Origin of the sequence: Sphingobium fuliginis (assembly GCF_004152845.1) — a bacterium.
Lineage (GTDB): Bacteria > Pseudomonadota > Alphaproteobacteria > Sphingomonadales > Sphingomonadaceae > Sphingobium > Sphingobium fuliginis.
In genome coordinates, this window is the sequence record NZ_SEON01000011.1 from 70,255 (window position 1) to 94,088 (window position 23,834).

General features: G+C 65.0%; 27 protein-coding genes. 15 read left to right on the plus strand and 12 right to left on the minus strand.

Features of this window, described 5'->3' with window-relative positions; genetic code table 11:
* Positions 1–111 precede the first annotated feature (111 nt).
* From gpmA to EWH10_RS20390, 8 genes are all read left to right on the plus strand, one after another.
* Positions 112–798 (plus strand): 2,3-diphosphoglycerate-dependent phosphoglycerate mutase, encoded by a 687-nt coding sequence (gpmA, locus tag EWH10_RS20355; RefSeq protein ID WP_044662506.1) that lies wholly within the window; start codon positions 112–114, stop codon positions 796–798.
* Positions 799–899: 101 nt separating this feature from the next.
* Positions 900–1,394, plus strand: coding sequence for a 5-(carboxyamino)imidazole ribonucleotide mutase (gene purE, locus EWH10_RS20360; RefSeq protein ID WP_044662505.1), 495 nt, complete (start codon positions 900–902; stop codon positions 1,392–1,394).
* A 1-nt stretch (position 1,395) separates the two neighbouring features.
* Positions 1,396–2,466: a 5-(carboxyamino)imidazole ribonucleotide synthase gene (locus EWH10_RS20365; RefSeq protein ID WP_044662504.1), complete on the plus strand. Its 1,071-nt coding sequence runs from the start codon at positions 1,396–1,398 to the stop codon at positions 2,464–2,466.
* 131 nt (positions 2,467–2,597) lie between these two features.
* On the plus strand, positions 2,598–3,125 hold the full coding sequence (locus EWH10_RS20370) for a dihydrofolate reductase (RefSeq protein WP_044662503.1): 528 nt from the start codon (positions 2,598–2,600) through the stop codon (positions 3,123–3,125).
* An 8-nt stretch (positions 3,126–3,133) separates the two neighbouring features.
* The gene (locus EWH10_RS20375; RefSeq protein WP_044662502.1) at positions 3,134–4,072 is read left to right on the plus strand and encodes a bifunctional riboflavin kinase/FAD synthetase; all 939 of its coding nucleotides are present in this window, start codon (positions 3,134–3,136) and stop codon (positions 4,070–4,072) included.
* Between the two features lie 122 nt (positions 4,073–4,194).
* Positions 4,195–7,104, plus strand: a complete 2,910-nt coding sequence (gene ileS, locus EWH10_RS20380; RefSeq protein WP_065846208.1) for an isoleucine--tRNA ligase — start codon at positions 4,195–4,197, stop codon at positions 7,102–7,104.
* Between the two features lie 58 nt (positions 7,105–7,162).
* A complete protein-coding gene (gene lspA / locus EWH10_RS20385) occupies positions 7,163–7,681 on the plus strand; it encodes a signal peptidase II (protein WP_044662500.1) in 519 nt (172 codons plus the stop codon).
* Positions 7,681–8,091 carry a DUF3035 domain-containing protein gene (locus tag EWH10_RS20390; protein WP_025550052.1) on the plus strand — a complete coding sequence of 137 codons (411 nt, stop codon included), beginning with the start codon at positions 7,681–7,683 and terminating at the stop codon, positions 8,089–8,091. Before lspA ends, EWH10_RS20390 begins: the two co-directional genes overlap by 1 nt.
* Before the next feature lie 16 nt (positions 8,092–8,107).
* Here EWH10_RS20390 and EWH10_RS20395 read toward each other — a convergent pair whose 3' ends face one another.
* The 8 genes from EWH10_RS20395 to EWH10_RS20430 form a co-directional block, all read right to left on the minus strand.
* The gene (locus EWH10_RS20395; RefSeq protein WP_044662499.1) at positions 8,108–8,437 is read right to left on the minus strand and encodes an ArsR/SmtB family transcription factor; all 330 of its coding nucleotides are present in this window, start codon (positions 8,435–8,437) and stop codon (positions 8,108–8,110) included.
* Positions 8,424–8,879, minus strand: a complete 456-nt coding sequence (locus EWH10_RS20400; protein WP_044663173.1) for an SRPBCC family protein — start codon at positions 8,877–8,879, stop codon at positions 8,424–8,426. Before EWH10_RS20400 ends, EWH10_RS20395 begins: the two co-directional genes overlap by 14 nt.
* Before the next feature lie 65 nt (positions 8,880–8,944).
* Entirely contained in the window at positions 8,945–10,879 is a 1,935-nt protein-coding gene (gene dxs, locus EWH10_RS20405) for a 1-deoxy-D-xylulose-5-phosphate synthase (protein ID WP_170825588.1), read from the minus strand.
* Between the two features lie 106 nt (positions 10,880–10,985).
* On the minus strand, positions 10,986–11,456 hold the full coding sequence (locus tag EWH10_RS20410) for a Fur family transcriptional regulator (protein ID WP_025550048.1): 471 nt from the start codon (positions 11,454–11,456) through the stop codon (positions 10,986–10,988).
* Between the two features lie 52 nt (positions 11,457–11,508).
* A complete protein-coding gene (locus tag EWH10_RS20415) occupies positions 11,509–11,835 on the minus strand; it encodes a DUF423 domain-containing protein (RefSeq protein ID WP_025550047.1) in 327 nt (108 codons plus the stop codon).
* Positions 11,832–13,652 carry a monovalent cation:proton antiporter-2 (CPA2) family protein gene (locus tag EWH10_RS20420; protein WP_048578048.1) on the minus strand — a complete coding sequence of 607 codons (1,821 nt, stop codon included), beginning with the start codon at positions 13,650–13,652 and terminating at the stop codon, positions 11,832–11,834. Before EWH10_RS20420 ends, EWH10_RS20415 begins: the two co-directional genes overlap by 4 nt.
* The gene (locus tag EWH10_RS20425) at positions 13,652–14,074 is read right to left on the minus strand and encodes an iron-sulfur cluster assembly scaffold protein (RefSeq protein ID WP_025550045.1); all 423 of its coding nucleotides are present in this window, start codon (positions 14,072–14,074) and stop codon (positions 13,652–13,654) included. The genes EWH10_RS20420 and EWH10_RS20425 overlap by 1 nt, the downstream gene beginning before the upstream one ends.
* A gap of 118 nt (positions 14,075–14,192) precedes the next feature.
* Entirely contained in the window at positions 14,193–16,283 is a 2,091-nt protein-coding gene (locus tag EWH10_RS20430; protein WP_044662497.1) for a transglycosylase domain-containing protein, read from the minus strand.
* A 109-nt stretch (positions 16,284–16,392) separates the two neighbouring features.
* Between EWH10_RS20430 and EWH10_RS20435 the strand changes: the two genes are divergently transcribed.
* On the plus strand, positions 16,393–16,593 hold the full coding sequence (locus EWH10_RS20435; protein ID WP_025550043.1) for a hypothetical protein: 201 nt from the start codon (positions 16,393–16,395) through the stop codon (positions 16,591–16,593).
* Positions 16,594–16,617: 24 nt separating this feature from the next.
* On the opposite strand, the gene EWH10_RS20440 is transcribed toward EWH10_RS20435, so the two are convergent.
* Positions 16,618–17,913 (minus strand): MFS transporter, encoded by a 1,296-nt coding sequence (locus EWH10_RS20440; protein ID WP_044662496.1) that lies wholly within the window; start codon positions 17,911–17,913, stop codon positions 16,618–16,620.
* Between the two features lie 155 nt (positions 17,914–18,068).
* Here EWH10_RS20440 and pgsA point away from each other — a divergent pair, with 155 nt between their 5' ends.
* From pgsA to EWH10_RS20455, 3 genes are read left to right on the plus strand one after another with little or no spacing between them, the layout of a single operon-like run.
* Positions 18,069–18,632, plus strand: a complete 564-nt coding sequence (pgsA, locus tag EWH10_RS20445; protein ID WP_025550041.1) for a CDP-diacylglycerol--glycerol-3-phosphate 3-phosphatidyltransferase — start codon at positions 18,069–18,071, stop codon at positions 18,630–18,632.
* A 3-nt stretch (positions 18,633–18,635) separates the two neighbouring features.
* Entirely contained in the window at positions 18,636–18,896 is a 261-nt protein-coding gene (gene moaD / locus EWH10_RS20450) for a molybdopterin converting factor subunit 1 (RefSeq protein WP_044662495.1), read from the plus strand.
* Positions 18,893–19,333, plus strand: a complete 441-nt coding sequence (locus EWH10_RS20455) for a molybdenum cofactor biosynthesis protein MoaE (protein ID WP_044662494.1) — start codon at positions 18,893–18,895, stop codon at positions 19,331–19,333. The genes moaD and EWH10_RS20455 overlap by 4 nt, the downstream gene beginning before the upstream one ends.
* Before the next feature lie 78 nt (positions 19,334–19,411).
* Here EWH10_RS20455 and EWH10_RS20460 read toward each other — a convergent pair whose 3' ends face one another.
* A complete protein-coding gene (locus EWH10_RS20460) occupies positions 19,412–20,338 on the minus strand; it encodes a hydrogen peroxide-inducible genes activator (RefSeq protein ID WP_025550038.1) in 927 nt (308 codons plus the stop codon).
* 39 nt (positions 20,339–20,377) lie between these two features.
* Complete coding sequence (locus EWH10_RS20465; protein ID WP_044662493.1) at positions 20,378–21,151, minus strand: sulfite exporter TauE/SafE family protein; 774 nt, start codon at positions 21,149–21,151, stop codon at positions 20,378–20,380.
* 160 nt (positions 21,152–21,311) lie between these two features.
* Between EWH10_RS20465 and epsC the strand changes: the two genes are divergently transcribed.
* From epsC to EWH10_RS20480, 3 genes are all read left to right on the plus strand, one after another.
* The gene (gene epsC / locus EWH10_RS20470) at positions 21,312–22,022 is read left to right on the plus strand and encodes a serine O-acetyltransferase EpsC (RefSeq protein ID WP_044662492.1); all 711 of its coding nucleotides are present in this window, start codon (positions 21,312–21,314) and stop codon (positions 22,020–22,022) included.
* Positions 22,022–22,381, plus strand: a complete 360-nt coding sequence (locus EWH10_RS20475; protein WP_044662491.1) for a DUF2794 domain-containing protein — start codon at positions 22,022–22,024, stop codon at positions 22,379–22,381. Before epsC ends, EWH10_RS20475 begins: the two co-directional genes overlap by 1 nt.
* A 293-nt stretch (positions 22,382–22,674) precedes the next feature.
* A complete protein-coding gene (locus tag EWH10_RS20480; protein WP_044662490.1) occupies positions 22,675–23,607 on the plus strand; it encodes an NAD(P)H-dependent flavin oxidoreductase in 933 nt (310 codons plus the stop codon).
* A gap of 18 nt (positions 23,608–23,625) precedes the next feature.
* Here EWH10_RS20480 and EWH10_RS20485 read toward each other — a convergent pair.
* Positions 23,626–23,834: transposase (locus EWH10_RS20485; protein ID WP_165363345.1), on the minus strand; the 209-nt coding region annotated here is incomplete at its 5' end.

Sequence of the window (23,834 nt, forward strand, 5' to 3'; positions counted from 1 at the left end):
ACGGACCGACTGCAATGTGGGGGCAGGCCGGGGCCGCGCAAGCTTGCGTCGGATATTTCCCGCGCTATGGGAGGGCGCAATTCTTGGTTTCTCGTGCAGGAGACACGCTTCATGCCCACGCTCGTCCTCATCCGCCACGGCCAGTCGGCCTGGAACCTCGAAAACCGCTTCACCGGCTGGTGGGACGTCGACGTGACCGAAAAGGGCGCGGAGGAAGCCCGCGCCGCCGGCCGCCTGCTCAGGGAAAAGGGGCTGGACTTCGACCAGTGCTACACCTCCGTCCAGACCCGCGCGATCAAGACGCTGAACCTGGTGCTGGAGGAAATGGGCCGCCTGTGGCTGCCGGTCGAAAAGGACTGGCGCCTGAACGAACGCCATTATGGCGGCCTTACCGGCCTCAACAAGGCGGAGACGGCGGCGAAGCATGGCGACGCGCAGGTGAAGATCTGGCGCCGCAGCTTCGATACGCCCCCGCCGCCGCTGGAGGCGGGCAGCGAGTTCGACCTGTCGAAGGACCGCCGCTATGCCGGCATTCCGATCCCCTCGACGGAATCGCTGAAGGACACGATCGCCCGCGTGCTGCCCTATTGGGAAGAGCGGATCGCCCCCGACCTCAAGGCCGGCAAGCGCGTCGTCATCTCCGCCCACGGCAATTCCCTCCGCGCGCTGGTGAAGCATCTCTCGAACATTCCCGACGACGAGATCACCGAACTGGAAATCCCGACCGGTCAGCCCATCGTCTATGAACTCGCCGACGACCTGACCGCCAGGGACCGCTACTACCTGTCGGAACGCTAGAAAGTTCCCTTCCCGCAGGGGGAAGAAAGAAGCATTGCCCCTCCGCGAACCTCCCGCTAAGGGGCTTTGCTTTCCGCATATCAGGGAAAGTGCGAAGCGAAATGACCGGGGCACTCGAAGCCGTGCAAGTCGGCATCATCATGGGCAGCCGATCCGACTGGGAAACGATGCGCCACGCGGCGGACACGCTGGAGGCCCTCGGCGTCGCCCATGAATGCAAGGTCGTCTCCGCCCACCGCACTCCTCAGCGCCTCTACGACTATGCCACCGGCGCGGTCGGCCGGGGCCTGAAAGTCATCATCGCCGGAGCCGGTGGCGCCGCGCACCTTCCCGGCATGGCCGCCTCCATGACGCGCCTGCCAGTGCTGGGCGTGCCTGTGGAGTCCAAGGCGCTGAAGGGCATGGACAGCCTGCTTTCCATCGTCCAGATGCCCGGCGGCGTTCCGGTCGGCACGCTTGCCATCGGCAAGCCCGGCGCGATCAACGCCGCGCTCTTCGCCGCCTCGATCCTCGCCACCACCGACGAAGCGCTGGCGCAGCGCCTCGACGCCTGGCGGGAAAAGCAGACCAACGACGTAGCGGACACCCCCGAATAAGATGACCATCATCCCGCCCGGCTCCACCATCGGCATATTAGGCGGCGGCCAGTTGGGCCGGATGATCGCCATCGCCGCCGCGCAGCTTGGCTATCGCACGCACATCTACGCCCCGGAATCGAGCGGCCCCGCCGCCGACGTCTCTCCCCGCTGGACGCAGGGCGCCTATGAGGATGCCGACGCACTGGCGGCCTTCGCAGACAGCGTCGACGTCGTCACCTATGAGTTCGAGAATATCGACCCCTCGGCGGTCGAAGTCCTCGCCACCCACGGTCTCGTCCGCCCCGGCGCGGAGGCGCTCCGCGTGGCGCAGGACCGCCTCGCGGAAAAGCGCTTCGTCTGCGACCTGGGCGGCCTCACCGCGCCCTTCGCCCCGGTCGAAAGCCTGGACGATCTCGAAGAGGCGCTGGACCAGATCGGCAGCAGGGCGATCCTCAAGACCAACCGCATGGGCTATGACGGAAAGGGGCAGGCGCGCCTCTCCGATCCCGGCGATGCGGTCGGCGCGTGGAACGCCATTGGCCGCCAGAGCGCCATCCTCGAAGGCTTCGTCACCTTTGCGGAGGAATTCTCCGTCATCCTCGTGCGCGGCGCCCATGGCGACATCCGCTTCTGGGACAGCGCCGCCAACGTCCACAGGGACGGCATTCTCGACAGTTCGACGGTTCCCGCCGGCGCGCGGATCGAAGGCCAGCTTGCCGAAGCCCGCGCCCTGGCGTCGAAAGTCGCAGACGCGCTCGACTATGTCGGCGTCCTGACGCTGGAATATTTCGCCAGCGCCGATGGCCCGGTCTTCAACGAAATGGCCCCGCGCGTCCACAATAGCGGCCACTGGACCATCGAAGGAGCGGTGACGAGCCAGTTCGAAAATCATGTCCGCGCGATCTGCGGCCTGCCGCTGGGCGACACCGGCCTCGCCGCGACGAAGGTGGAGATGCGCAACCTGATCGGCGTCGAGGCCAATGACTGGCTGCAGATCCTGTCCGATCCGGCCAATCACCTGCACCTCTACGGCAAGCATGAAGCCCGCCCCGGGCGCAAGATGGGTCATGTCACCCGCCTGACCCTCTAACCTCTCATCGTTCGCCCTGAGCTTGTCGAAGGGCTTCACTTCTCTTTAAAGGGGAGGCGATGGGGGCTTCGAAAGGCTCCGACCGAACGCAGGATGGGTGTCGTGATCGATCAAATATTGGCCCGAACCGCATGACCAGTCCCACCGCCGAAATCCTCCTCATCCTGGCCCGCGCCGACAATGGCGTGATCGGCCGGGACGGCGACCTGCCCTGGCGCCTGCCCGCCGACCTCCGGCATTTCAAGGCGCTTACCCTCGGCCACCCGATGATCATGGGCCGCAAGACCTTCGACAGCCTTCCCGGCCTGCTGCCCGGCCGCCGCCATATCGTCCTGACCCGCGACAGCGCATGGAGGGGGGAGGGCGCCGAAACCGCCCACAGCCCGCGGGACGCCATAGCCACGGCCGCATCGCCCACCGTCACCGTCATCGGCGGCGCGGAAATCTACAGCCTCTTCCTGCCTTTCGCCCATCGCATCGAACTCACAGAGGTCCATGTGGATGCGGAAGGCGACACCCGTATCGCCTATCCCGATCCCGCCGACTGGCGGGAAGTCGCCCGGCAGGACCATCCCGCCGAAAATGGCCGCCCCGCCTACAGCTTCGTCACTTTCCTCCGCGCCGCCGCGCATTGCCAGCGGCCGGACGCATCCCTATAGCGCCCCTCATGGAGCGGCTGCACAGCGGCGCCCCGATGCCCGCGCATCTGCGCGGCAGCATCATGGCGCTGGGGAATTTCGACGGATTTCATGCCGGGCATCAGGCCGTGGCCCGCCGGGCCATAGAGCTTGCCCGCGCGCAGGGCAGGCCCGCTGTCATCGCCACATTCGACCCGCATCCGATGCGGCTCTTTCGCCCGGAAACCCCCTGGTTCCGCCTGACCACCCTCGACCAGCGGGAACGCCTCTTCGCCCGCGCGGGCGCCGACGCGATGCTGGTGTTCGATTTCACCCGCGAACTGGCCGCGCTGGACCCGCTCTCCTTCGTTCGCCTGCTGGTCGACTGGGGCGTAGCCGGAGTCGTGACGGGGGAGGATTTCACCTTCGGCAAGGACCGCGCGGGCTCCACGCGGAGCCTTGCGCAACTGGGCGCGCCGCTCGGCCTTGCCGCCGAAGCCGTACCCCCGGTCACCGGCGCGGATGGGGAGATCATCTCCTCCACCCGCATCCGCAAGGCGCTCCAGTCCGGCGACTGCGCGACCGCCACCCGCCTGCTGACCCGCCCCTTCGCCATTGAAGGCGTGGTCCAGCATGGCGACAAGCTCGGCCGCACCATCGGCTTTCCAACGGCCAATATCGATCTTGGCCATTATCTGCGCCCGGCCTATGGGATCTACGCCGTGCGCGGGCTGCTGGCCGACGGGCGCGTGCTGGACGGTGCGGCCAATCTCGGCATCCGTCCCAGCTTCGATCCGCCCAAGGAATTGTTGGAGCCACATTTCCTCGACTTCGCCGAAAATCTCTACGACCAGCGGATCGAGGTTCAACTGATCCACTATCTTCGTCCTGAAGCGAAATATGACGGCCTCGACGCGTTGATGGCCGCCATCGCGAAGGATTGCGACGATGCGCGGCAAATCCTTGCGGGAACGCCGCACCTCGCCTAATGCACCGGGCATATTTCTCACCCGTTCGGGCTGAGCCTGTCGAAGCCCTTTTCTTTCCTTGAGGAAGAGCGCGATCGTTCGGCAGGCCGGAACGAACGGATTATTTCACCGCCGGACCCAAAATGACCGATCAGCCTCGCCAAGAAACCCAGGATTACAAGAGCACCGTCTTCCTGCCCGTCACCGACTTCCCGATGAAGGCGGGCCTCGCGCAGAAGGAACCGGCGATCCTGGCCCACTGGGAGGAAATGGACCTCTACGGCAAGCTGCGGGAACGGCGGAAGGGCCGCCGGCGCTTCATCCTCCACGACGGCCCGCCCTATGCCAATGGCGACATTCATATGGGCCATGCGATGAACAAGGTGCTGAAGGACATCATCGTCCGCAGCCAGTCGCTGCTGGGCTATGACGCGCCCTATATCCCCGGCTGGGACTGCCACGGCCTTCCCATCGAATGGAAGATCGAGGAGGAATATCGCAAGAAGAAGCAGAACAAGGACGAGGTTCCGGCCCAGGAATTCCGCGCCGAATGCCGCGCCTATGCCGACAAGTGGGTCGGCGTGCAGAAGGAACAGTTCAAGCGCCTTGGCGTCATGGGCGACTGGGACGATCCCTATCTCACCATGAAGTTCGACGCGGAGGCGACCATCGCCGGCGAACTGCTGAAATTCGCGGAAAGCGGCCAACTCTATCGCGGCGCGAAGCCCGTCATGTGGTCCCCGGTCGAAAAGACCGCGCTGGCCGAGGCGGAAGTGGAATATGAGGACATCGTATCGACCCAGATCGACGTGGCGTTCGAGATCGTCGAAGCGCCGAATGCGCCGGAAATCCAGACCTTAATTGATAACGCCTTCAAGGTTAGTGCTGTTATCTGGACTACCACGCCATGGACCATTCCAGTGAACCAGGCGCTGGCATATGGTGAGGCCATTGAATATGTCTTGGTGCCGGAGGGCGGGAGCAAAAACGTCTATCTGGTAGCAAAGGAACTTGCTGCCATATTCTTAACTCGGTGTGGCGATCAGGGTAACGTTCCTGGCGTTCTCGCTTATCCCGAAGAAGATTGGGCGAGCCTGCGTGGCACCGACCTCGCCGGAGCCATCGCCCGCCACCCGATGCACCATCTCGGTGGCTTTTTCGCCAAGCCCCGCCCGTTCCTCGCGGGCGATTTCGTTACCACCGACGCGGGCACCGGCCTCGTCCACATGGCCCCCGACCATGGCGAGGACGACTTCGCGCTCTGCAAGGCGAACGGCATCAACCCGGTCTTCGCCGTCGAAAATGACGGCAAATATCGCGAAGACTGGCTCTGGCTGGGCGGCCAGGGCAGCGTCATCAACCCGAAATTCGTCGGCAGGGAAGGGCCCATCTGCACCGACCTGCGCGAAGCAGGCGGGCTTCTGGCTGCGTCCGATGACTTCAAACACAGCTATCCCCATAGCTGGCGCTCCAAGGCGAAGATCATCTTCCGCTGCACCCCGCAATGGTTCATCCCCATGGACCAGAATCCCTCTCCCCTTGCGGGAGAGGGAAGGGCCCCCCTCACGCAAGCGAGTGGGAAGGGTGAGGGCGACAACGCCGCTACCCTGCGCGAACTCGCCCTCAACTCCATCGAACACACCCGCTGGGTGCCGGAACGCTCGATCAACCGCATCCGCTCGATGGTGGAGGGCCGCCCGGATTGGGTGATCAGCCGCCAGCGCGCATGGGGCGTCCCGATCGCCCTCTACGTCCATCGCAAGACCGGCGACTATCTGGTTGATAAATCAGTTAATTCCCGCATCCTCAAAGCGTTCAGGGGTGCGGGAGCCGATGCGTGGTTCGGCGCCGACCACCAGGCGCTGCTCGGCCCCGATTACGACCTCAACGACTATGAGGTGGTGAACGACATTCTCGACGTCTGGTTCGACAGCGGCTCGACCCACAGCTTCGTGGTGGAGGGCCGTTACGGCGAAGGCGTCCGCGCCGACCTCTATCTGGAAGGCTCCGACCAGCATCGCGGCTGGTTCCAGTCCTCGCTGCTGGAAAGCAGCGGCACGCGCGGCCGCGCGCCCTATGACGCCGTCCTCACCCACGGCTTCGCGCTGGACGGGCAGGGCCGCAAAATGTCGAAGAGCCTCGGCAATGTCGTCGATCCGCTGAAGGTCATTGCCGAAAGCGGCTCCGACATCCTGCGCGTCTGGGTCGCCAGCACCGACTATTTCGACGACGTCCGCATCGGCAAGGAAGTGCTGGCCGGTTCGTCCGACGCCTATCGCAAACTCCGTAACACTTTCCGTTACTTGCTGGGCGCGCTTTCCGACTTTTCCGAAGAGGAAAGGCTGCCCGTCGCTGAAATGCCGGAACTGGAGCGCTACATGCTCCATCTGCTGGCAAGGCTGGACGCCGATCTCCGCAGCGTGGTCGACAAGGCGGCCGGCAGTGAGAACTGGCTGGAATTCAGCCGCTACACCCGCGCACTGATGGATTTCGCGAACAGCGACCTTTCGGCCTTCTTCTTCGACATCCGCAAGGACTGCCTCTATTGCGATGCGAAGTCGGACCCGAAGCGCCGCGCCTACCGCACCGTGCTCGACACGCTGTTCCACGCGCTGGTCCGCTACGCCGCGCCGATCATCCCCTTCACCGCTGAGGAAGTGTGGCAAAGCCGCTATCCAAATGCCGAAGAAAGCGTGCATTTCCTGGAATGGCCGACCGTCGATGCGGCCTGGCTCGACCAGAGCCTGGACGACAAATGGGCGGAGATCCGCAACCGGCGCGATCAGGTCAACGAAGCCATCGAACCGCTCCGCCGCGAAAAGGTCATCCGCTCCAGCCTGGAAGCCGATGTCACCATGGGTGAACTGGTCCCCAGTGACGGTGTGAACTTCGCTGAAATCGCCATCGTCGCCCGCATCGAAATGGGCAAGGGCGACGGCATCGTCGTCAAGCCCAGCGACTGGCACAAATGCGGCCGCTGCTGGCGCCTGCTGCCGGAGGTCGAGGAAGACGGCGCGCTCTGCAACCGCTGCGACGAGGTTTTGTCGGCATGAGCATGAAGCGCTTGCCAGTGCACGGGGGGACCAAGTTATGCAGGTTGAGCACTAATTGATGCCAAATCCCGTCAACCACCATCGCCCTCTGGGCCTGATTGTCGCGACCGTCACGCTCGTGCTGGATCAGCTCGTCAAATATACCGTCACCTATCCCCTCGCGCTGAAAAGCCGGATGGACGACGGCATTGAAATCCTGCCGATCTTCCGCCTGCGCTGGCTGGAAAATCGCGGCGTTTCCATGGGCTTCTTCCACGCTGACACGAACATGATGCGCTGGATACTGGTCGGCATGACCATGCTGATCGCGGGTTTCGTGGCCGTGTGGATGTGGCGCGAAAAGGCGCGTCAGGACGTCGCGGCGCTCGGCCTCGTCCTGGGTGGCGCCATCGGCAACATCATCGACCGCATGCGCCTGGGCTATGTGGTCGACTATGCCGACCTGCATTTCGGGGAGTGGCGGCCTTTCCTGATTTTCAACCTGGCCGATGCAGCCATCACTTTCGGCGTGCTGATCCTGCTTGCGCGGGCGCTTCTGCTGCGCGAGAAGGGCGCAAAGACGGAGTCAATGAACTGATGCGTAAACTGATCCTCGCCGCTGGCCTGATTTCCATGCTGTCCGCTTGCGGCGGTGGCGGCGGCCTTTTCAACCGGTCGCGTCCCGACGAATTTGCCGTTTCGCGCCAGGCTCCGCTCGTGATCCCGCCTGATTTCGCGCTGGTTCCGCCCGCGCCCGGCACGCCTGCCGCCGCGTCGGTCGATTCGAGCAAGGCTGCAATGGACGCCATGTTCGGCGGCCCCGCTGCCCGCAGCCCGGGCGAAAGCGCCACTCTGAACGCGGCCGGCCGCGCCAATGCCGCCGCGGGCATTCGTTCCTCCGCCGGCGATCCGGCGACCGAAGTGGTCGAAAAGGGCGCAACCACCCGCGACATCATCGCCGCCCCCGAAGGCGACGGTCAGGACGCCCGCGCGGCCACTCCGCAATAATCGGAAAAACCGGAATTCAGGGCTGGCTTTCGACGAAATCCTTGAGCCGGCCCAAAGTCCCATCCCATTGACTGCCGACCTTGGCGAGCCAGTCCCTGGCCTCTGCGACACCCTCGGGCCGCAGGCTGAACAGCGCCTCGCGCCCGGCCCTGGTCCGCGTGACGAGTCCGGCGCCAAGCAGCACATCCAGATGCTTGGCCACCGCCTGGCGGCTGATCGGCAACCCATGGCCCAACTGACCGATCGAACGCTCTCCGCCATCGGCAAGCCGCCCGATCATGCCCAGCCGCGTCGCATCTCCCAAGGCCGCGAAAAGTCGGGCTGGGGCAGCGTCAATGCTCGGCATAGTCGCGAATATTCTTCACCTGCTCCGCCCAGCCGCCTTCATTATCCCGCATGACATTGCTTCGCCGGGGTTCGGGAACCTTGTCGAAGCCGCTTTCCGTGACCGTCAGCCGGGTGCCCAGGGCGGTCGGCTCCAGCATGAATTCGACCAGCGTCCATTCGGATACGGCCACACCGCTTTCCATCAATTCCTTGTCGCCGCCGGTCGCCGGCCATTCATAGGCGAAGCGCGTCATCGGCTCGATCGCCACGACCCGCGCTTCCCAGCGATAATCCTCATATCCCGGATAGGTCATATATCCGGTCGAAGCCGCCCCCACGGCAAAGGGGTGATCGAGAGCGACCCGGAACCAGCTTCCGAACTTCTCATGATCGATCAGCGCGTCCCACACCCTTTCGACAGGGGCGGCGATCTCGATGGTCTTGGCGATGGAATCAGGCATATAGGCAACCTCCGGATTGCCCATATGCACTCATAACTTCCATCATGCAACCTTTTGGTTGCTTATTATGCCCGGACTTCGGTTCCGATCCCGGCGCTGTTATGACGCAGGGCCGTCAGCACCGTGTCGACTATGGCGCTCGCGTCCAGGCGGGCGTCGGCATATTGCTTTTCCGGCTTGTCCTGATCCTGGAAGATGTCGGGCAGGCGCATGGTGCGCAGCTTGAGACCGTTGTCGATCAACCCCTGATCGCTTGCCAATGTCAGCACATGCGCGCCCAGCCCGCCGACCGAGCCTTCCTCTATGGTGACGGCAACCTCATGCGTGGTCAGCAACCTGCGGATCAGCGCTTCGTCCAGCGGCTTGGCGAAGCGCAGGTCGGCCACGGTCGTGGACAGTCCCTTGGCCTCCAGCGTTTCCGCCGCCTTCAGCGCCTCCTCCAGCCGGGTTCCGAGAGACAGGATCGCGACCTGCCGTCCTTCCCGCACGATCCTGCCCTTGCCGATTTCCAGCCTTTCCGGCGTGGCGGGCAGGGCGACGCCCGTGCCGTTGCCGCGCGGGTAGCGCACCGCAATCGGCCCATCGTCGTGCAGGGCGCAGGTGTGGACCATATGGACCAGTTCCGCCTCGTCCGCTGCCGCCATGACGACGAAATTGGGCAGGCTGGCAAGATAGGTCACATCGAAACTGCCCGCATGGGTCGATCCGTCGGCACCGACGAGCCCGGCCCGGTCTATGGCGAAGCGCACCGGCAGATTCTGGATCGCCACGTCATGGACGACCTGATCATAGGCGCGTTGCAGGAAGGTCGAATAGATGGCGCAGAAGGGGCGCATGCCCTGCGCGGCAAGCCCCGCGGCAAAGGTCACGGCATGCTGTTCCGCAATGCCGACGTCGAACGTCCGGTCGGGAAAGGCGGCGCCGAACTTGTCCAGCCCCGTTCCCGACGGCATGGCGGCGGTGATCGCGCATACCGCCGGGTCGCGTTCCGCCTCCGCGATCAGCGCCTGGGCGAAGACGCCGGTATAGCTGGGCGGACCGGGAGGCGCCTTGGCCTGCGCGCCGGTGATGACGTCGAACTTCTGCACGCCATGATATTTGTCCGCCGCCGCCTCCGCCGGGGCATAGCCCTTGCCCTTCTGCGTCACGACATGGACGAGGCATGGCCCCTCCGCCGCATCGCGGACATTCTCCAGCACCGGGATCAACTGGTCGAGATTATGCCCATCGATGGGGCCGACATAATAGAAGCCCAGTTCCTCGAACAGCGTGCCGCCCATCGCCATGCCGCGCGCGAACTCGTCGGTCTTGCGCGCCGCATTGTGAAGGGGGCGGGGCAGCCGCCGGGCCAGCCGCTTGGCAAGGTCGCGCAGGCCAAGGAACTCCCGGCTCGACACCAGCCGCGCCAGATAGGCCGACAGCCCGCCGACCGGCGGCGCGATCGACATGTCGTTGTCGTTCAGGATCACGATCAGCCGGTTTCCGGCCTCCCGCGCATTGTTCATCGCCTCATAGGCCATGCCCGCCGACATGGAGCCGTCGCCAATGACGGCGATCGCCTTGCCGGGCTGACCCTTCATCCTGTTCGCCACGGCAAAGCCGAGAGCCGCGCTGATCGAGGTCGAGCTATGCGCCGCGCCAAAGGGATCGAACTCGCTCTCCGCCCGCTTGGTGAAGCCGCTGAGGCCGCCGCCCTGACGCAGCGTGCGGATGCGGTCGCGCCGTCCGGTCAGGATCTTGTGCGGATAGCATTGATGGCCGACGTCCCAGACCAGCCTGTCGTTCGGCGTATCGAACACATAATGGATGGCGGTCGTCAGTTCCACCACGCCCAGGCCGGAACCCAGATGACCGCCGGTCACGCCGACGGCGGAAATCACCTCCTGCCGCAGCTCGTCGGCCAGTTGCCGAAGCTGGCCCGGTTGCAGCTTGCGCAGGTCCGCCGGCCAGACGACCTGGTCGAGCAGCGGGGTGGAAGGACGATCGTTCATGAAAGACATAGACTCCCGAACGCAGGAAGTTCCCTGCTTGCCGCATTTTCCGAGTCAGCAGATCGCATCCGCTTCGAAAATGCTCTGGGCCGTTCCGGGCGAAAGCGCAACGCCATCACGCGGCGCATTTGGCGCAGATGCCCAATATCTCAATGACGGGGCGATCCGGCTGAAAACCCTCGCCCCGGGCCACTGCGCGGACCTTGTCGGTCACCTTGTCGTCGTCGACATGCGTCGCCTGCCTGCAGCGGGTGCATACCAGGAAGATGCAGTCGTGATGGCAGCCCGGATGCACATTGGCGATATAGGCATTGGCGCTTTCCACCCGCATCGCGATGTTGTTGTTCACGAACAGGTCGAGGATGCGATAGACGCTGTTGGGCGCCACCCGCTTGCCCCGCGCTTTGGATACGCTGTCGGCTATGTCATAGGCGGATGCGGGGGTTTCCTCCGCCGCCAGCGCATCGAAAATGGCCGCGCGCATCGGCGTCCATTGTTCCTGGCTCGCCTCCAGCGTGGCGCGGGCGGCATCCGCGAGACTGTCGCTCGACGGTTCGTGATGGTCGTGATGATGATGGTCGGCCATGGGTTCAATCTAAGCCTGGGTTAATGCGGGGGCAAGTGGCGGGCGCGGTCCGTCAGCCGCGCCAGTAGATCCACGCCGCCCATATCCAGCCGGCGATCATCAGCGTCCCTCCGACGGGCGTGACCGCGCCCAGCCATTTGGGAGCGCCCAGGGCCATGGCGTAGAGGGTGAAGGCGAAGATCGCCGCTCCGCCAAGATGCAGCGCCGCCGGACCCCGCGCCACCCCCATGATGGCGAGCGCGCCCACCGCATGGACGAGCTGATAGAGCCCGCCGGTGCGCAGCCACTCCGCCGCCTGCGGGCTGGCCGCGCCATGCGCGCCGAAGGCACCCGCCGCTATCGCCACGGCCGCCGATAATGCAGCCAGAACCGCGATCATGCCTCTTCCTCCCCATCGCCGCGCGCCAGCAGGCGCATTTGCCTGCCGGGCCGATACATCAGCTCCTTCGCCGCCATCAGATTGCCATGCTCCATCTGGAGCGCCATGCGCTGTTCGTCATTGCGGCGATATTGACGCTCCACTTCCTCGACCTCTTCCGGCGGAACGCCAAGCGCCTGCATCGCCAGAACGCCCATGCAGATGGCGGATTCGAACACTTCGCGCACGACGCCGGCCAGATCCATGTCCTTGAGCGCCAGCAACTGCCGCCGGTCGAAGGCGCGTACCACCAGCGCCGCCTGCGGAAAAGCCTCGGCTATCGGTTCCAGCACCCGCCCGTCGAGCGAAGGATCGTCGATGCAGAAGGCGATCAGCCGCGCCTCTTCCGCGCCAGAACGGCGCAGCAGGTCGATGCGCGTGCCGTCGCCATAATAGACCTTCATGTCGAAGCGGCTGGACACTTCGATCTGCGACGGCTTCTTGTCGATCAGCACGACGCCGAAGCCATGGCCCATCAGCATCTGCGCGACGGTCTGCCCGAAACGGCCATAGCCGACGATGATCGCCGTGCCGCGCGGCGCCTCCTCGGGCGTGGGCAGGTCCGGCTTCGCCTTGGGCCTGGCGAATTCCAGCTTGCGCGCGAACAGCATCAGGAAGGGCGTCGTCGCCATGGAGAAGGTGACGATGGCGCTGAACAGGCTGGCGGCCTGGGGAGCGATCAGCAGGGCGCTCTGCGCCTGCGCGAACAGCACGAAGCCGAATTCGCCCCCCTGGCTCAGCAGCAGGCCGGAGCCGATGGCCTGGTTCCATTCCATACCGAACAATCGGGCAAGGCCGGTGATCAGCGCCGCCTTGGTCAGCACCAATATCGCCGCCATGCCGATGACGAACAGCGGATTGGCGGCCACCGCATGCAGGTCCAGCACCATGCCGACCGCCAGGAAGAACAGGCCGAGCAGGATCGAGCGAAAGGGTTCGACATCCGCCTCTATCTCATGGCGATAGGGCGAATCGGCCAGCATCACGCCCGCCACGAAGGCGCCGAGGGCGGTCGAAAGATGCAGCGCGTGCATCAGCGCGGCCGCCGCCAGCACGGTGAACAGGCCGACGACGACGAACAGCTCCCGCTCCCCCAGCCGCCCGACCAGATGGAGCAGGGGGCGCAGGATGAAGCGGCCCGTCAGGACCAGCCCGGCGATGGCGGCCACCGTATAGCCCGCCATCAGCCATCCCGGCGGACCGGCCGCATCGGCCGGGTTGCGGGACAGCGCGGCGACGATGGTGATCAGCGGGACGATGGAAAGATCCTGGAACAGCAGGATCGAGAACACCTTTTCACCAAAGGGCGAATTGATCCGGCCGCTGCTCTTGAGGCCGGGCAGCACCTGCGCCGTGGAGGAAAGCGCCAGCGGCAGCCCCAGCGCAATGGCCGCCCCCCAGGTGAAGCCGGTCGTGTAGAAGATGATCGCCGTCAGCGCGCATCCGCACAGCACCACCTGCGCCATGCCGAGCGCGAAGATGTCGCGCTTCAGCCGCCAGAGCCGGGCCGGATGCAGTTCGAGGCCCACCAGGAACAGCAGCAGCACGATGCCGATCTCGGCTATGGCGAGCTTCGATTCCGCTCCGCCAACAAGCCTCAGGCCCTGCGGACCCACAAGAGCGCCCGCAACCAGATAGCCCAGCACGGCGCCCAGCCCAAGGCGACGGAACAGCATGACGAACAGCACTGCCGCGCCCAGCAGGATCACGCCTTCCGACAACAATATATCGGTGGCGGAAACAGGTACCGCAGCAGTTGGCCCAGTCTGCCCCTGCATCAGGCGTCGGCCATGCGCGCGGCTTCGGCAATGGCTTCGAAGCCCAGCCGGATGGAGGCGTGGCGGGCCGGATAATCGCGGGCGGGCGCGAGCACGGCCAGCCCCGGCCAGAAATCCAGCTCATCGCTTTCCCCCGCCAGATAGGCGGTCAGCCGGTCCCGCGCCTCCGCCAGTTCGCCGGCGGTGAGGCCGATCGCCTGCGCGGCCATCAGCGCCGCGGAGGCCTGCCCCAGCGCGCAGGCCTTCACGTCCAGCCCCATATCGGCCAGCCGGCCATCTTCCATCCTGACGTCGGCGGTCACGCGCGACCCGCAAGTGGGCGAGCGCTTCTCGACGCTGGCCTGCGCGTCGGGCAGCCGCTTGTGATGGGGTATGTTCGCGGCCAGCCGCAAAATGTCCTTGTTGTAGAGGGGGGCGCTCATTCCGATCCATGTAGGGCAGGATGCGTTCAGGAGAAAGGGCGGAAGGGGTCGTGCATGGCGCTGCCGGGAAAATATTGCATGTGGCGGCGCAGGCAGGCGCGCATCCATTCCGCCGCCATCAGGGCTGTTGATCGGTGGTCCCGGGACCGGCCGGAACGATCACGCGCGGCGGCGGCGCGCCCGGCTGCGGTGCGCCCGGCTGCGGTCCGGGCACGCCGGGCGGCGGCCCCTGCGGCTGGTCGATGGGCAGGCGAAGCTGGCCGCCGCCGATATTCACCGTCACCCCCTCCGTATCCAGGCCCACGCTCATATTGCCGAGCCCGGCCTCCGTCGCGACATTGGCTATGGCGTTGACCAGATCGCTGTCCCTGCTTTCCTCCGGCGCATCCTCGACCGGCTCGTTGATCGCGCCCGCCATGAAGGTCCGCCAGATGCGGGCGGGCACGCCGCCGCCCGCCGCGCCGCCGGGCAGGGGCGTATTATCGTCATTGCCGATCCACACCGCCGTCACCAGCCCGCCCGCATAGCCGACGAAGATCGCGTCGCGGCTGTCCTGCGTCGTCCCCGTCTTGCCGAAGGTGCTGGTGCGAAGCGCGGCCGCGCTGCCGGTGCCGCGATTGGCGGCGGAGGACAGGAGGTCGCGGATCATCTCCAACTGGTCGTCGCTGAAATGCTTCTGGCGGCTCATCAGCCGGTCGAACCAGCCCTGCTCCTCCGGCGGCAGGCCGTGCGCCAGCACCGGATAGGCGCCCGCCGCCACCGCCGCATAAGCCTCCGTCAGTTCGACGAGCGGTATTTCCGACGTGCCGAGCGCCAGGCTCAAATCCTCCGTCAAGGGGGCCGTCACGCCCAGATCGCGCGCCACCTTGATGACATTGTCGACGCCCACCTTCTGCGTCAGCCGTACCGCGGCAACATTGCTGGACGCGGCGAAGGCCTGCCGCAATGTGATCCGCCCGCGATATTTGCCGCCATGATTGGCCGGGCGATAGCTGCCCGTGGTGATCGGCGTGTCCTCGATGAAGTCGTCGGGCGTCATGCCGGCCCGGAAGGCGGCGAGATAGACGAACAGCTTGAAGGTGGAACCCGGTTGCCGCTTCGCCTGGACGGCGCGGTTGAAGGCGCTTTCGCCGTAATTCCTGCCGCCGACCATCGCGACCACGCTGCCATCGGGCTTCATCGCGACCAGGGCGGCCTGCGCCTTGCCCAGCGGGGCGCGGCGGATCGCGGCCTCCGCCAGCCGCTGGATGCGCCAGTCGAGCGTGGTGGCCACATTCTGCGCGCCATAGACCGCGCCGGCCCTGTCCCGCGCCTGCGGCAGCACCCAGTCCGCAAAATAGGTGCCGCTGGTCGGATCGGGCGCTTCATGCACGTTGAGCCGCGCCGGGGGCAGGGCGTCGCGTTCCGCCTTGGTGATGTAGCCTGCCTCGACCATCGCCTGCGTCACCAGGGCGGCGCGGTCGCGCGCGCCCTTCAAATTGGTGGTCGGCGCAAGGCGGGATGGCGCCTTCAGCAACCCCGCCAGCATCGCCGCCTGGGGGATGGTCAACCGTTCCGGCTGGCGGTTGAAATAGTGCAGGGACGCGGCCCTCAGGCCATAGACATTGTCCCCGAAATAGACGTTGGACAGATAGCGCTCCAATATCTGGTCCTTGGTCAGCCATGCCTCCAGCCAGAAGGCGATCAGCGCCTCCCGCGCCTTGCGCCCGAAGGTCCGGTCGCTGGAGAGGAACACGCCCTTGGCAAGCTGCTGCGTGATCGTGCTGCCGCCCTGGGAGGAGCCGCTGGACCAGAGATTGTGCCAGGCCGCCCGCGCTATGCCTCGTGGATCGACGCCCCAATGGTCATAGAATCGCCGGTCCTCGATCGCCATGAAGGCCTGCGGCACATGCTTGGGCAGGGCCGCGACGGTGACGGGCTTGTCGATGATCGCGCCGCGCCGCGCGATCAGATGGCCGTCCGCCGACATCAGGCTGATGCTGGGGGGCGCGATGGGCTTCAGGGATCGGGACATGGGCGCCGTCACCGCGAGCCAGGCGATGAGGATCATCAACAGCGCCAGCAGCGCCGCGACCACCCATCCGGCTATCTGCACCCGGCGCTTCCATGGCCGCGGCGGCGCGAAGGCGCTGGGCGGTCCGGCGCCGAAGGCGCGGGGCAGGGCGTCAGGGTCGGAAAGGGGCAGGGGATCTTTCATCGCTTCGGTCATGCTGTGTTATTTGCCTGACACGGTCAAGCGTGTCCCGTCGCGGGACAATCGGGGGTTAACTTTAAATCGCGATATTCCAAAAGGTAAAGAATCTCTTAACCTGTGCGTCATGAGAAGCAGACCTCTAGTCCTGACGAGCGAGTCGGCGCGCCATCCGTTCCGCCAGCGGTTGCCGCGCCATGTCCTGCGCGTCGTCGAACCGGCCCCCGCCGCGCGCGAACGCCCGCCGGTTTCCGACGACAATGACTGGAAACTGTTTGTGCTGAGCTTCGGTGCCTTCTTCACGGCCTTCTACAGCTTTATCTTTTAATCGCTTCTTATCAGCCACGCACCGTCAATCGCATGCCTTGTGCAGCGTCCAGGCGATCCATGCGCAGGGCAGGCACAGCGCCGCCACCAGCAGCAACTGGTTCACCACGGAAAGGCCCGCGATGCTGAGGCTGATGGTCAGCAGCGATCCCAGCACCATCGCCCCTGAATTGACGATATTGTTCGCCGCGACGGTTCGCGCCGCCTCGCATTTTTCGACCGTCGTGGTGAGGAAGGCGTAGAGCGGCACCACGAACATCCCGCCGAAGGTCGCCACGCAGAGCAGGCAGAGCGACAGCGGGATCGCCAGCGGGTGATAGAGGAATCCCGCCAGCGAGAGCATCTTCCCATCCGATCCCGCCATCCAGAGGTCGCAAACGATGTGGAAGGCGACGATGCTGATCCCCATGCCGATGACGGAGGCGGGCGCATATCGGGCCGACACATGGCCGCTCAGCAACCGGTTGATCGCCACCGACCCGATGGCGATGCCGATGGAAAAAATGCCCAGGAACAGGCTGGCGACGGATTTGTCGGCGCTCAGCACATTCTTGACCAGCGGCGGGAACTGGATGAACAGCACCGTGCCGACCGCCCAGAAAAAGCTGATCGCCATGATGGCGAGGTAGAGCCGCCGGATGTGCATCGTTCCCCGCACCAGCGCGATCGAGGATCGGATGATGTGGAAATCGATCGGTTGCCGCTCCAGCAGCGACGGCGCGGGGGGCACGTTGCGCCCCGCCAGCCAGCCTATCACCGCCGTCAGGATGATGCAGACCGCCGCCGCCTGCACGGGGATAATCCCGGCCAATATGGTCCCGGCAAGGATGGCGATATAGGTTCCGGCCTCGACCAGGCCGGTTCCGCCCAGCACTTCCTCGTCATGCAGGTGCTGGGGTAGGATCGCATATTTGATCGGCCCGAAGAAGGTCGAATGCACCCCCATGGCGAACAGCGCGACCAGCAGCAGCGGAATGGCGAGCAGGTGGACCGCGATCCCGCTCCAGATCAGCGCCAGCCCGGCCGCGCCGACCGCCATGATGACGATTTCGGCGGCCTTGACGATGCGGATGATCGCCGCCTTGTCCCGCTGGTCGGCCAGCTGGCCCGACAGGGCGGACATCAGGAAGAAGGGCAGGATGAAGACGCCGGTCGCCAGCGCGCTGAACCAGGTTTCCGACTTCTCGTCATTATAGACGGTATAGACGACGAACAGCACCATCGCGTTCTTGAACAGGTTGTCGTTGAAGGCGCCAAGGAGCTGAGTGATGAAAAGCGGCAGAAAACGTCGCTTGTTGAGGAGCCTTAGAGAGGCTTGCATGGGCGAGGGGGTCTTCTTCGCTGTGGATGAGCGTGGCGGGGTCTAGCGATAGAAGACGGGTCAGCACAACCCCTCTGCGCGAAACCTTGCCGTCCGTCCTCTCCCATGTTGCGCATCCGCTTGTGCGCCGGCCCCGACTGTGGCAGTCCGCCGCCATGCTGACGCTGCCCAATCTGCTGACGCTTTCGCGCATCCTGACCGTGCCGCTGCTGGTCGCCCTGTTGTGGCCGGCGGAGATCGGCGCGCGCTGGACGACCGGCTATATGCTGGCCTTCGCGCTATATTGCCTGATGGGGATCACCGATTATTTCGACGGCTACCTCGCCCGCGCTCAGGGCGCCGTATCGAAACTGGGCATCTTCCTCGATCCCATAGCGGACAAGATCATGGTGGGGGCGGTGATCCTGATGCTGTCGGCCACGCGCGACATTTCGGGCATCCATATCGCCGCCGCGATGATCATCCTGCTGCGCGAGATCGCGGTTTCGGGCCTGCGCGAATTCCTGGCCGGGCTCCAGGTTTCCGTGCCGGTGTCGCGCCTCGCCAAATGGAAGACGACCTTCCAGCTCATCGCGCTGGGCGCGCTGATTCTCGCCGGCGCCGTACCGCAATTTCCGTTCGTGCAACTGGTCGGCATCGCCACGCTCTGGGCGGCGGCGATACTGACGCTGGTCACGGGCTGGGACTATCTGCGCGTCGGCATCAAGCATATGGATTGAACCATGGCCGACCTCACGCTCGTCTATTTCGCCTGGGTCCGGGAGGCCATCGGCCGGGATGAGGAGCGGGTGGAGCGGCCTGCCGCCGATGCCACCGTCGCCACGTTGATCGCCGCGCTGGCCGCGCGGGGCGGCGGTTATGCCGAGGCGTTCGCCCGGCCGGACAGGCTGCGCGCGGCGCTGGACCAGCATTTCGTGCCGATGGACAGCCCGATCGGGGACGCGAAGGAACTGGCGATCTTCCCGCCGGTCACGGGCGGATGAACCGCGTCTCCATCCAGGCCGAGGATTTCGATCCGGCGGTGGAACTGGCCGCATTGGAGGCCAGCGGCGGCGGCGGCGTAGCCAGCTTCACCGGCATCGTTCGGGGGGAAGGCGGGTTGGTCGCGCTCGAACTGGAACATTATCCGGCGATGACGATGGCGCAGGTCGAACGCATCGTCGCGGAGGCGAGCGACCGCTGGCCCCTGCTGGGGGTTCGGGTGATCCATCGCTTCGGTCGGCTGGAACCGGGCGAGCGCATCGTGTTCGTCGGCACGGCGTCGCGCCACCGCACCGCCGCGCTGGAGGCTTGCGCCTTCCTCATCGACTGGCTGAAATCCCGGGCGCCCTTCTGGAAGAAGGAACATTTCGCGGACCGGACGGAATGGGTCGAAGCCCGCGTCGAGGATGATGCGAAGGCCGAGAGCTGGAAGCGTTGAGCAAAAATCTGCCCTGTTCCCGCTTTTGCGGGAACAGCATGTTTCTCTCCAGCCATCGCCCGCCAATGGGTCCTGAGCCTAGGCCGCCGCGCTGACCTCCGGCAAGTCCGCCGCGTCGCGCAGCAATTCCGCCAGCAGCCGGAATTCCTTGTCGCGCGGGCTGTTCTTGCGCCACACCAGGGCGATGTCGCGATGGGCCCGTTCCGACCGGAGCGGCCGGGCGGTGATCTGCGTATGGTCGAGCAGGCCGCTCGCAATCGCCATTTCCGGCATGATCGTCATGCCCAGGCCATTGTCCACCATCTGCACCAGCGTATGCAACGACGTGCCCATCATCATGGCGCTCGCCCGGATTTCCGGCCGGTTGCACGCGGCCAGCGCGTGATCCTTCAGGCAGTGCCCATCCTCCAGCAGCAGCAGCTTGGTTTCATCGATCATTTCCGGCGCGATCCATTCGGGCGGATCGCGCGGATCGTCCCGGGGAAAGGCGACATAAAGCCGGTCCTGGAACAGAAATTCGCTGTCCAGCTCGCCGGTGGGAAAGGGCAGGGCGAGCAGCACGCAATCCACATTGCCGTGCCGCAGCGATTCGATGGCGGCCTGCGTCGTTTCCTCCCGCAGGTACAGCTTCAGTTCCGGCCGTTCGCCCCGCAACCTGGGCAGCAGGCGAGGGAGCAGGAAGGGCGCGATGGTGGGAATGACGCTCATCCGCAGTTCGCCGGTCAGCGGCTTTCCCGACGCTTCGGCAATGGCGGCCAGTTCTTCGGCTTCGCGCAGCACCCGGTGCGCCTTTTCCACGATGCGGTCGCCCAGGGCGGTGAACCGCACCACCCGGCGCGTCCGCTCGACCAGCGTGATGCCGATCAGCGATTCCAGCTCGCGAATGCCGGCCGACAGCGTCGACTGGGTGACGAAGCAGCTATCCGCCGCCTTGCCGAAATGGCCATGCTCCTTCAGCGCCACCAGATATTGCAGCTGCTTGAGCGTCGGCATGTAACTCGACATTGATCGCCTTCCTCGATTGGAAAGCCCAATATAATTGTCTTAGCCGATATATCCAAGCCATTTGGCCACGCCGAACAAGGATGTGAGGGTCAGGATCGATCCCACGGCGATGAACAGCGTCCGGGGCGAGACGTGCCGGGCCAGCATCGCGCCGAACGGGGCCGCGATCACGCCGCCGATCAGCAGGCCGACCGTGTAGGTGGTGAAGGTTTCCCACCCCAGATGCAGCAGGAATGTGATGCTGATGGAGGTGGTCAGGATGAATTCGACGCTGTTGACCGTGCCGATGGTGTGCCGGGGGCTAGACCCCTGGATCAGCAGGTTCGACGTCACCACGGGCCCCCAGCCGCCGCCGCCGGTGGCGTCCATGAAGCCGCCGACCAGGCCCAGGGGCCCCACCCATTTGGGGTTGCGCGCCTGGGGCGGATAATGAAAGCCCCGCCACACCAGATAGATGCCGATGGCCGTCAGATAGGCCTGGACGAACGGCTTGATCATCGCCCCGTCCACATTGGACAGGAGATAGGCGCCCGCCACCCCGCCGATCACGCCCGGAATGATGAGGCGCGCGAACAGGCGCCAGTCGACATTGCGATGGATGATGTGGCTGATGGCCGACACCCCGGTGGTGAAGGTTTCCGCCGCATGGACGCTGGCCGATGCCCTGCTGGGCGGCACGCCGAGCGCCAGAAGCAGCGTGCTGGAAATGACGCCATAGGCCATGCCCAAAGCGCCGTCGATCATCTGGGCGCCGAAACCGATGAGAATGAAAGGCAGGATTTCGCCGAAATGGGCGATAAAGATGTCGATCATTCATTGGTTCCTGTTATGATTGTCTACCGCCTTGATTGGTATATCACGGGCCGCCAAGAAACTTTCTGTTTTATCGGGCGAAGCCGAAATAGCCCGCCATCTGGAAAATTCATCCTTTTGCGCTTATGTACCGTCTGGTCGGTTTCATCAGGGGCGCTTCATGCTGCGCAATCTTATTGCTTATCTGGACTCGGTCAAATCACGCGACCCTGCCCCGCGCTCGCGCGCTGAAATCCTGCTCTATCCGGGCGTCTGGTCGCTGGCTTTCCACCGCGTGGCGCACCGCCTCTACCGCGCGCGGCTCTATTTCCTGGCCCGTGCGGTGAATCATTTTTCGCGATTCCTGACCGGCAACGACATTCATCCCGGCGCCCGCATCGGCAAGCGCTTCTTCATCGACCATGGCTTCACCGTGATCGGGGAGACGGCGGAGATCGGGAACGACGTCACCCTCTATCAGAACGTGACGCTGGGCGGGACCGATCCCGCCAACGGCATCGCGGGCAAGCGCCATCCGACACTGGAAGACGGCGTGATCGTCGGTTCCGGCGCTCAGGTTCTGGGCCCCGTCCGCGTCGGCGCCCGCGCCCGCATCGGCGCCAATGCCGTGGTGACCAAGGATGTGAAGGAAGGCGCGACCATGGTCGGCATTCCCGCGCGGCCCATGCTGGTCGACGTGACGGCCTATCAGCGCGAATTCCTGCCCTATGGCACGCCATGCTCCGACTGCGTCGATCCGGAAAAGCAGAAGCTGGAACTGCTCCAGCTTGAAATCGACCAGTTGCAGAAGCGCGTGGCCGAACTGCTTGCCGAACGGGGCGGTGCGCCCGTGGATGACGTTCGCCTGGTCAAGGAGCGTGGCCGCGCCTGATGAGCAACGTGACGCCGTTCCCGTCGCAAGCGGCCCAGGGTGCAAGGGGGGCGGCCAGTCAGACCGGTTTCGATCGTCTCGAACTCCAGCGGATCATGGATCTTTACGGCCGCATGGTCGCGGCGGGCCATTGGCGCGACTATGCCATCGACCTGGGGCGCGAAGCCGCGATCTTCTCCGCCTTCCGCCGCTCCGCCGAGCGGCCGGAATTCCGCATCGAAAAACGCCCCTCCCTGCGCAACCGCCAGGGCATGTGGGCGCTGATCGGGGAGGCCGGGCACGTGTTGAAGCGCGGCGCGGAACTGCAGGGGATACTCGCGCCGGTGGAACGGCGGCTGCTCAAGATCGTGGGGGATTGACGCCCCCGCGCCCCGCCAGGGCATGGCGGGTAGGGGGCGGACGTTGGCGGTCCCGCCATGGCTCCTGCCTTCGCGGGAGCATCATGTGCCTGACGTCCCTTATTGATCCTTCCCGCCAAACCCTGCGATTTCCGGTTCGGCAGGACCGTAATCATCAGAAGAGCGATCATCCTTGACCCTACGGCATTGCGGAAGATGCCGCTCTCCCGCCAACCGCGCCAAGATTCCGCCTTTTTAGCCGCCCGTGTAAATGATAGCGCCGTCCTGGAAATCATGAAGGAGAGGCTTCGCCCATGAGCTTGCCGGCATTTTTGGAAGGCCGTTTGTCCCTGCCGTTGATCGGTTCGCCGATGTTCATCATCTCCCAGCCTGCGCTGGTGATCGCCCAGTGCCGTGCCGGGATCGTGGGTTCCTTTCCCTCGCTCAATGCCCGTCCGTCCGGGGTATTCGAACAATGGCTCCAGCAATTGAACGAGGCGCTGACGGACAGGGACGCCCCCTTCGCGGTCAACCTGATCGTGCACAGGACCAACAGCCGGCTGGAGGAGGATCTCGCCCTCTGCGTCAAATATCGCGTGCCCATCGTGATCACGTCGCTGGGCGCGCGGGAGGATGTGAACCGGGCGGTGCACAGCTATGGGGGCATCGTGCTGCACGACGTCATCAACAATGTCTTCGCGCGCAAGGCGATCGAGAAAGGCGCGGATGGCCTGATCGCCGTCGCGGCGGGGGCGGGCGGGCATGCCGGCACCCTGTCGCCCTTCGCGCTGGTGGAGGAAATCCGGGCCTGGTTCGACGGGCCGCTGGCCTTGTCGGGCGCGATCGCCACGGGCCGGTCGATCGCGGCCGCGCGGATGATGGGGGCTGACTTCGCCTATATGGGTTCCCCCTTCATCGCGACGGAGGAGGCCAATGCCGAACCGGCCTATAAGCAGATGATCGTCGACAGCGGCGCGGCGGACATCGTCTATTCGGATTATTTCACCGGCGTGCTCGGCAATTATCTGCGCCCCAGCATCGCCGCGGCAGGTCTGGACGCCGACAAGCTGCCCAAGGCGTCGGAAATGGATTTCTCCAGCGACGCGGGCGGCGACAAGAAGGCGTGGCGCGATGTCTGGGGCGCGGGTCAGGGGATCGGCGCGATCCGCAAGGTTCAGTCCGCCACGACCTTCATCGCGCAACTGAAATCGGAATATCAGGCAGCCGTCGCCGCCTTCGGAGCCTAGGCAGTAGTGACGATTTAATCATTTGAGCCATAGCATGATGCTGGCGAGTTTGACGAAGCCGAGGAAGTTTGCGGCGAGTTTGTCATAGCGTGTTGCGATACGGCGCCACTGCTTGAGCTTGGCGAAGAAGCCCTCGATGCCCCAACGCTGTTTGTAGGCGATGCGATCATAGTGGTGCTGATATTTGCGATGGCGGCGAGGTGGGATGACCGGCTCGCCGCCTTGCT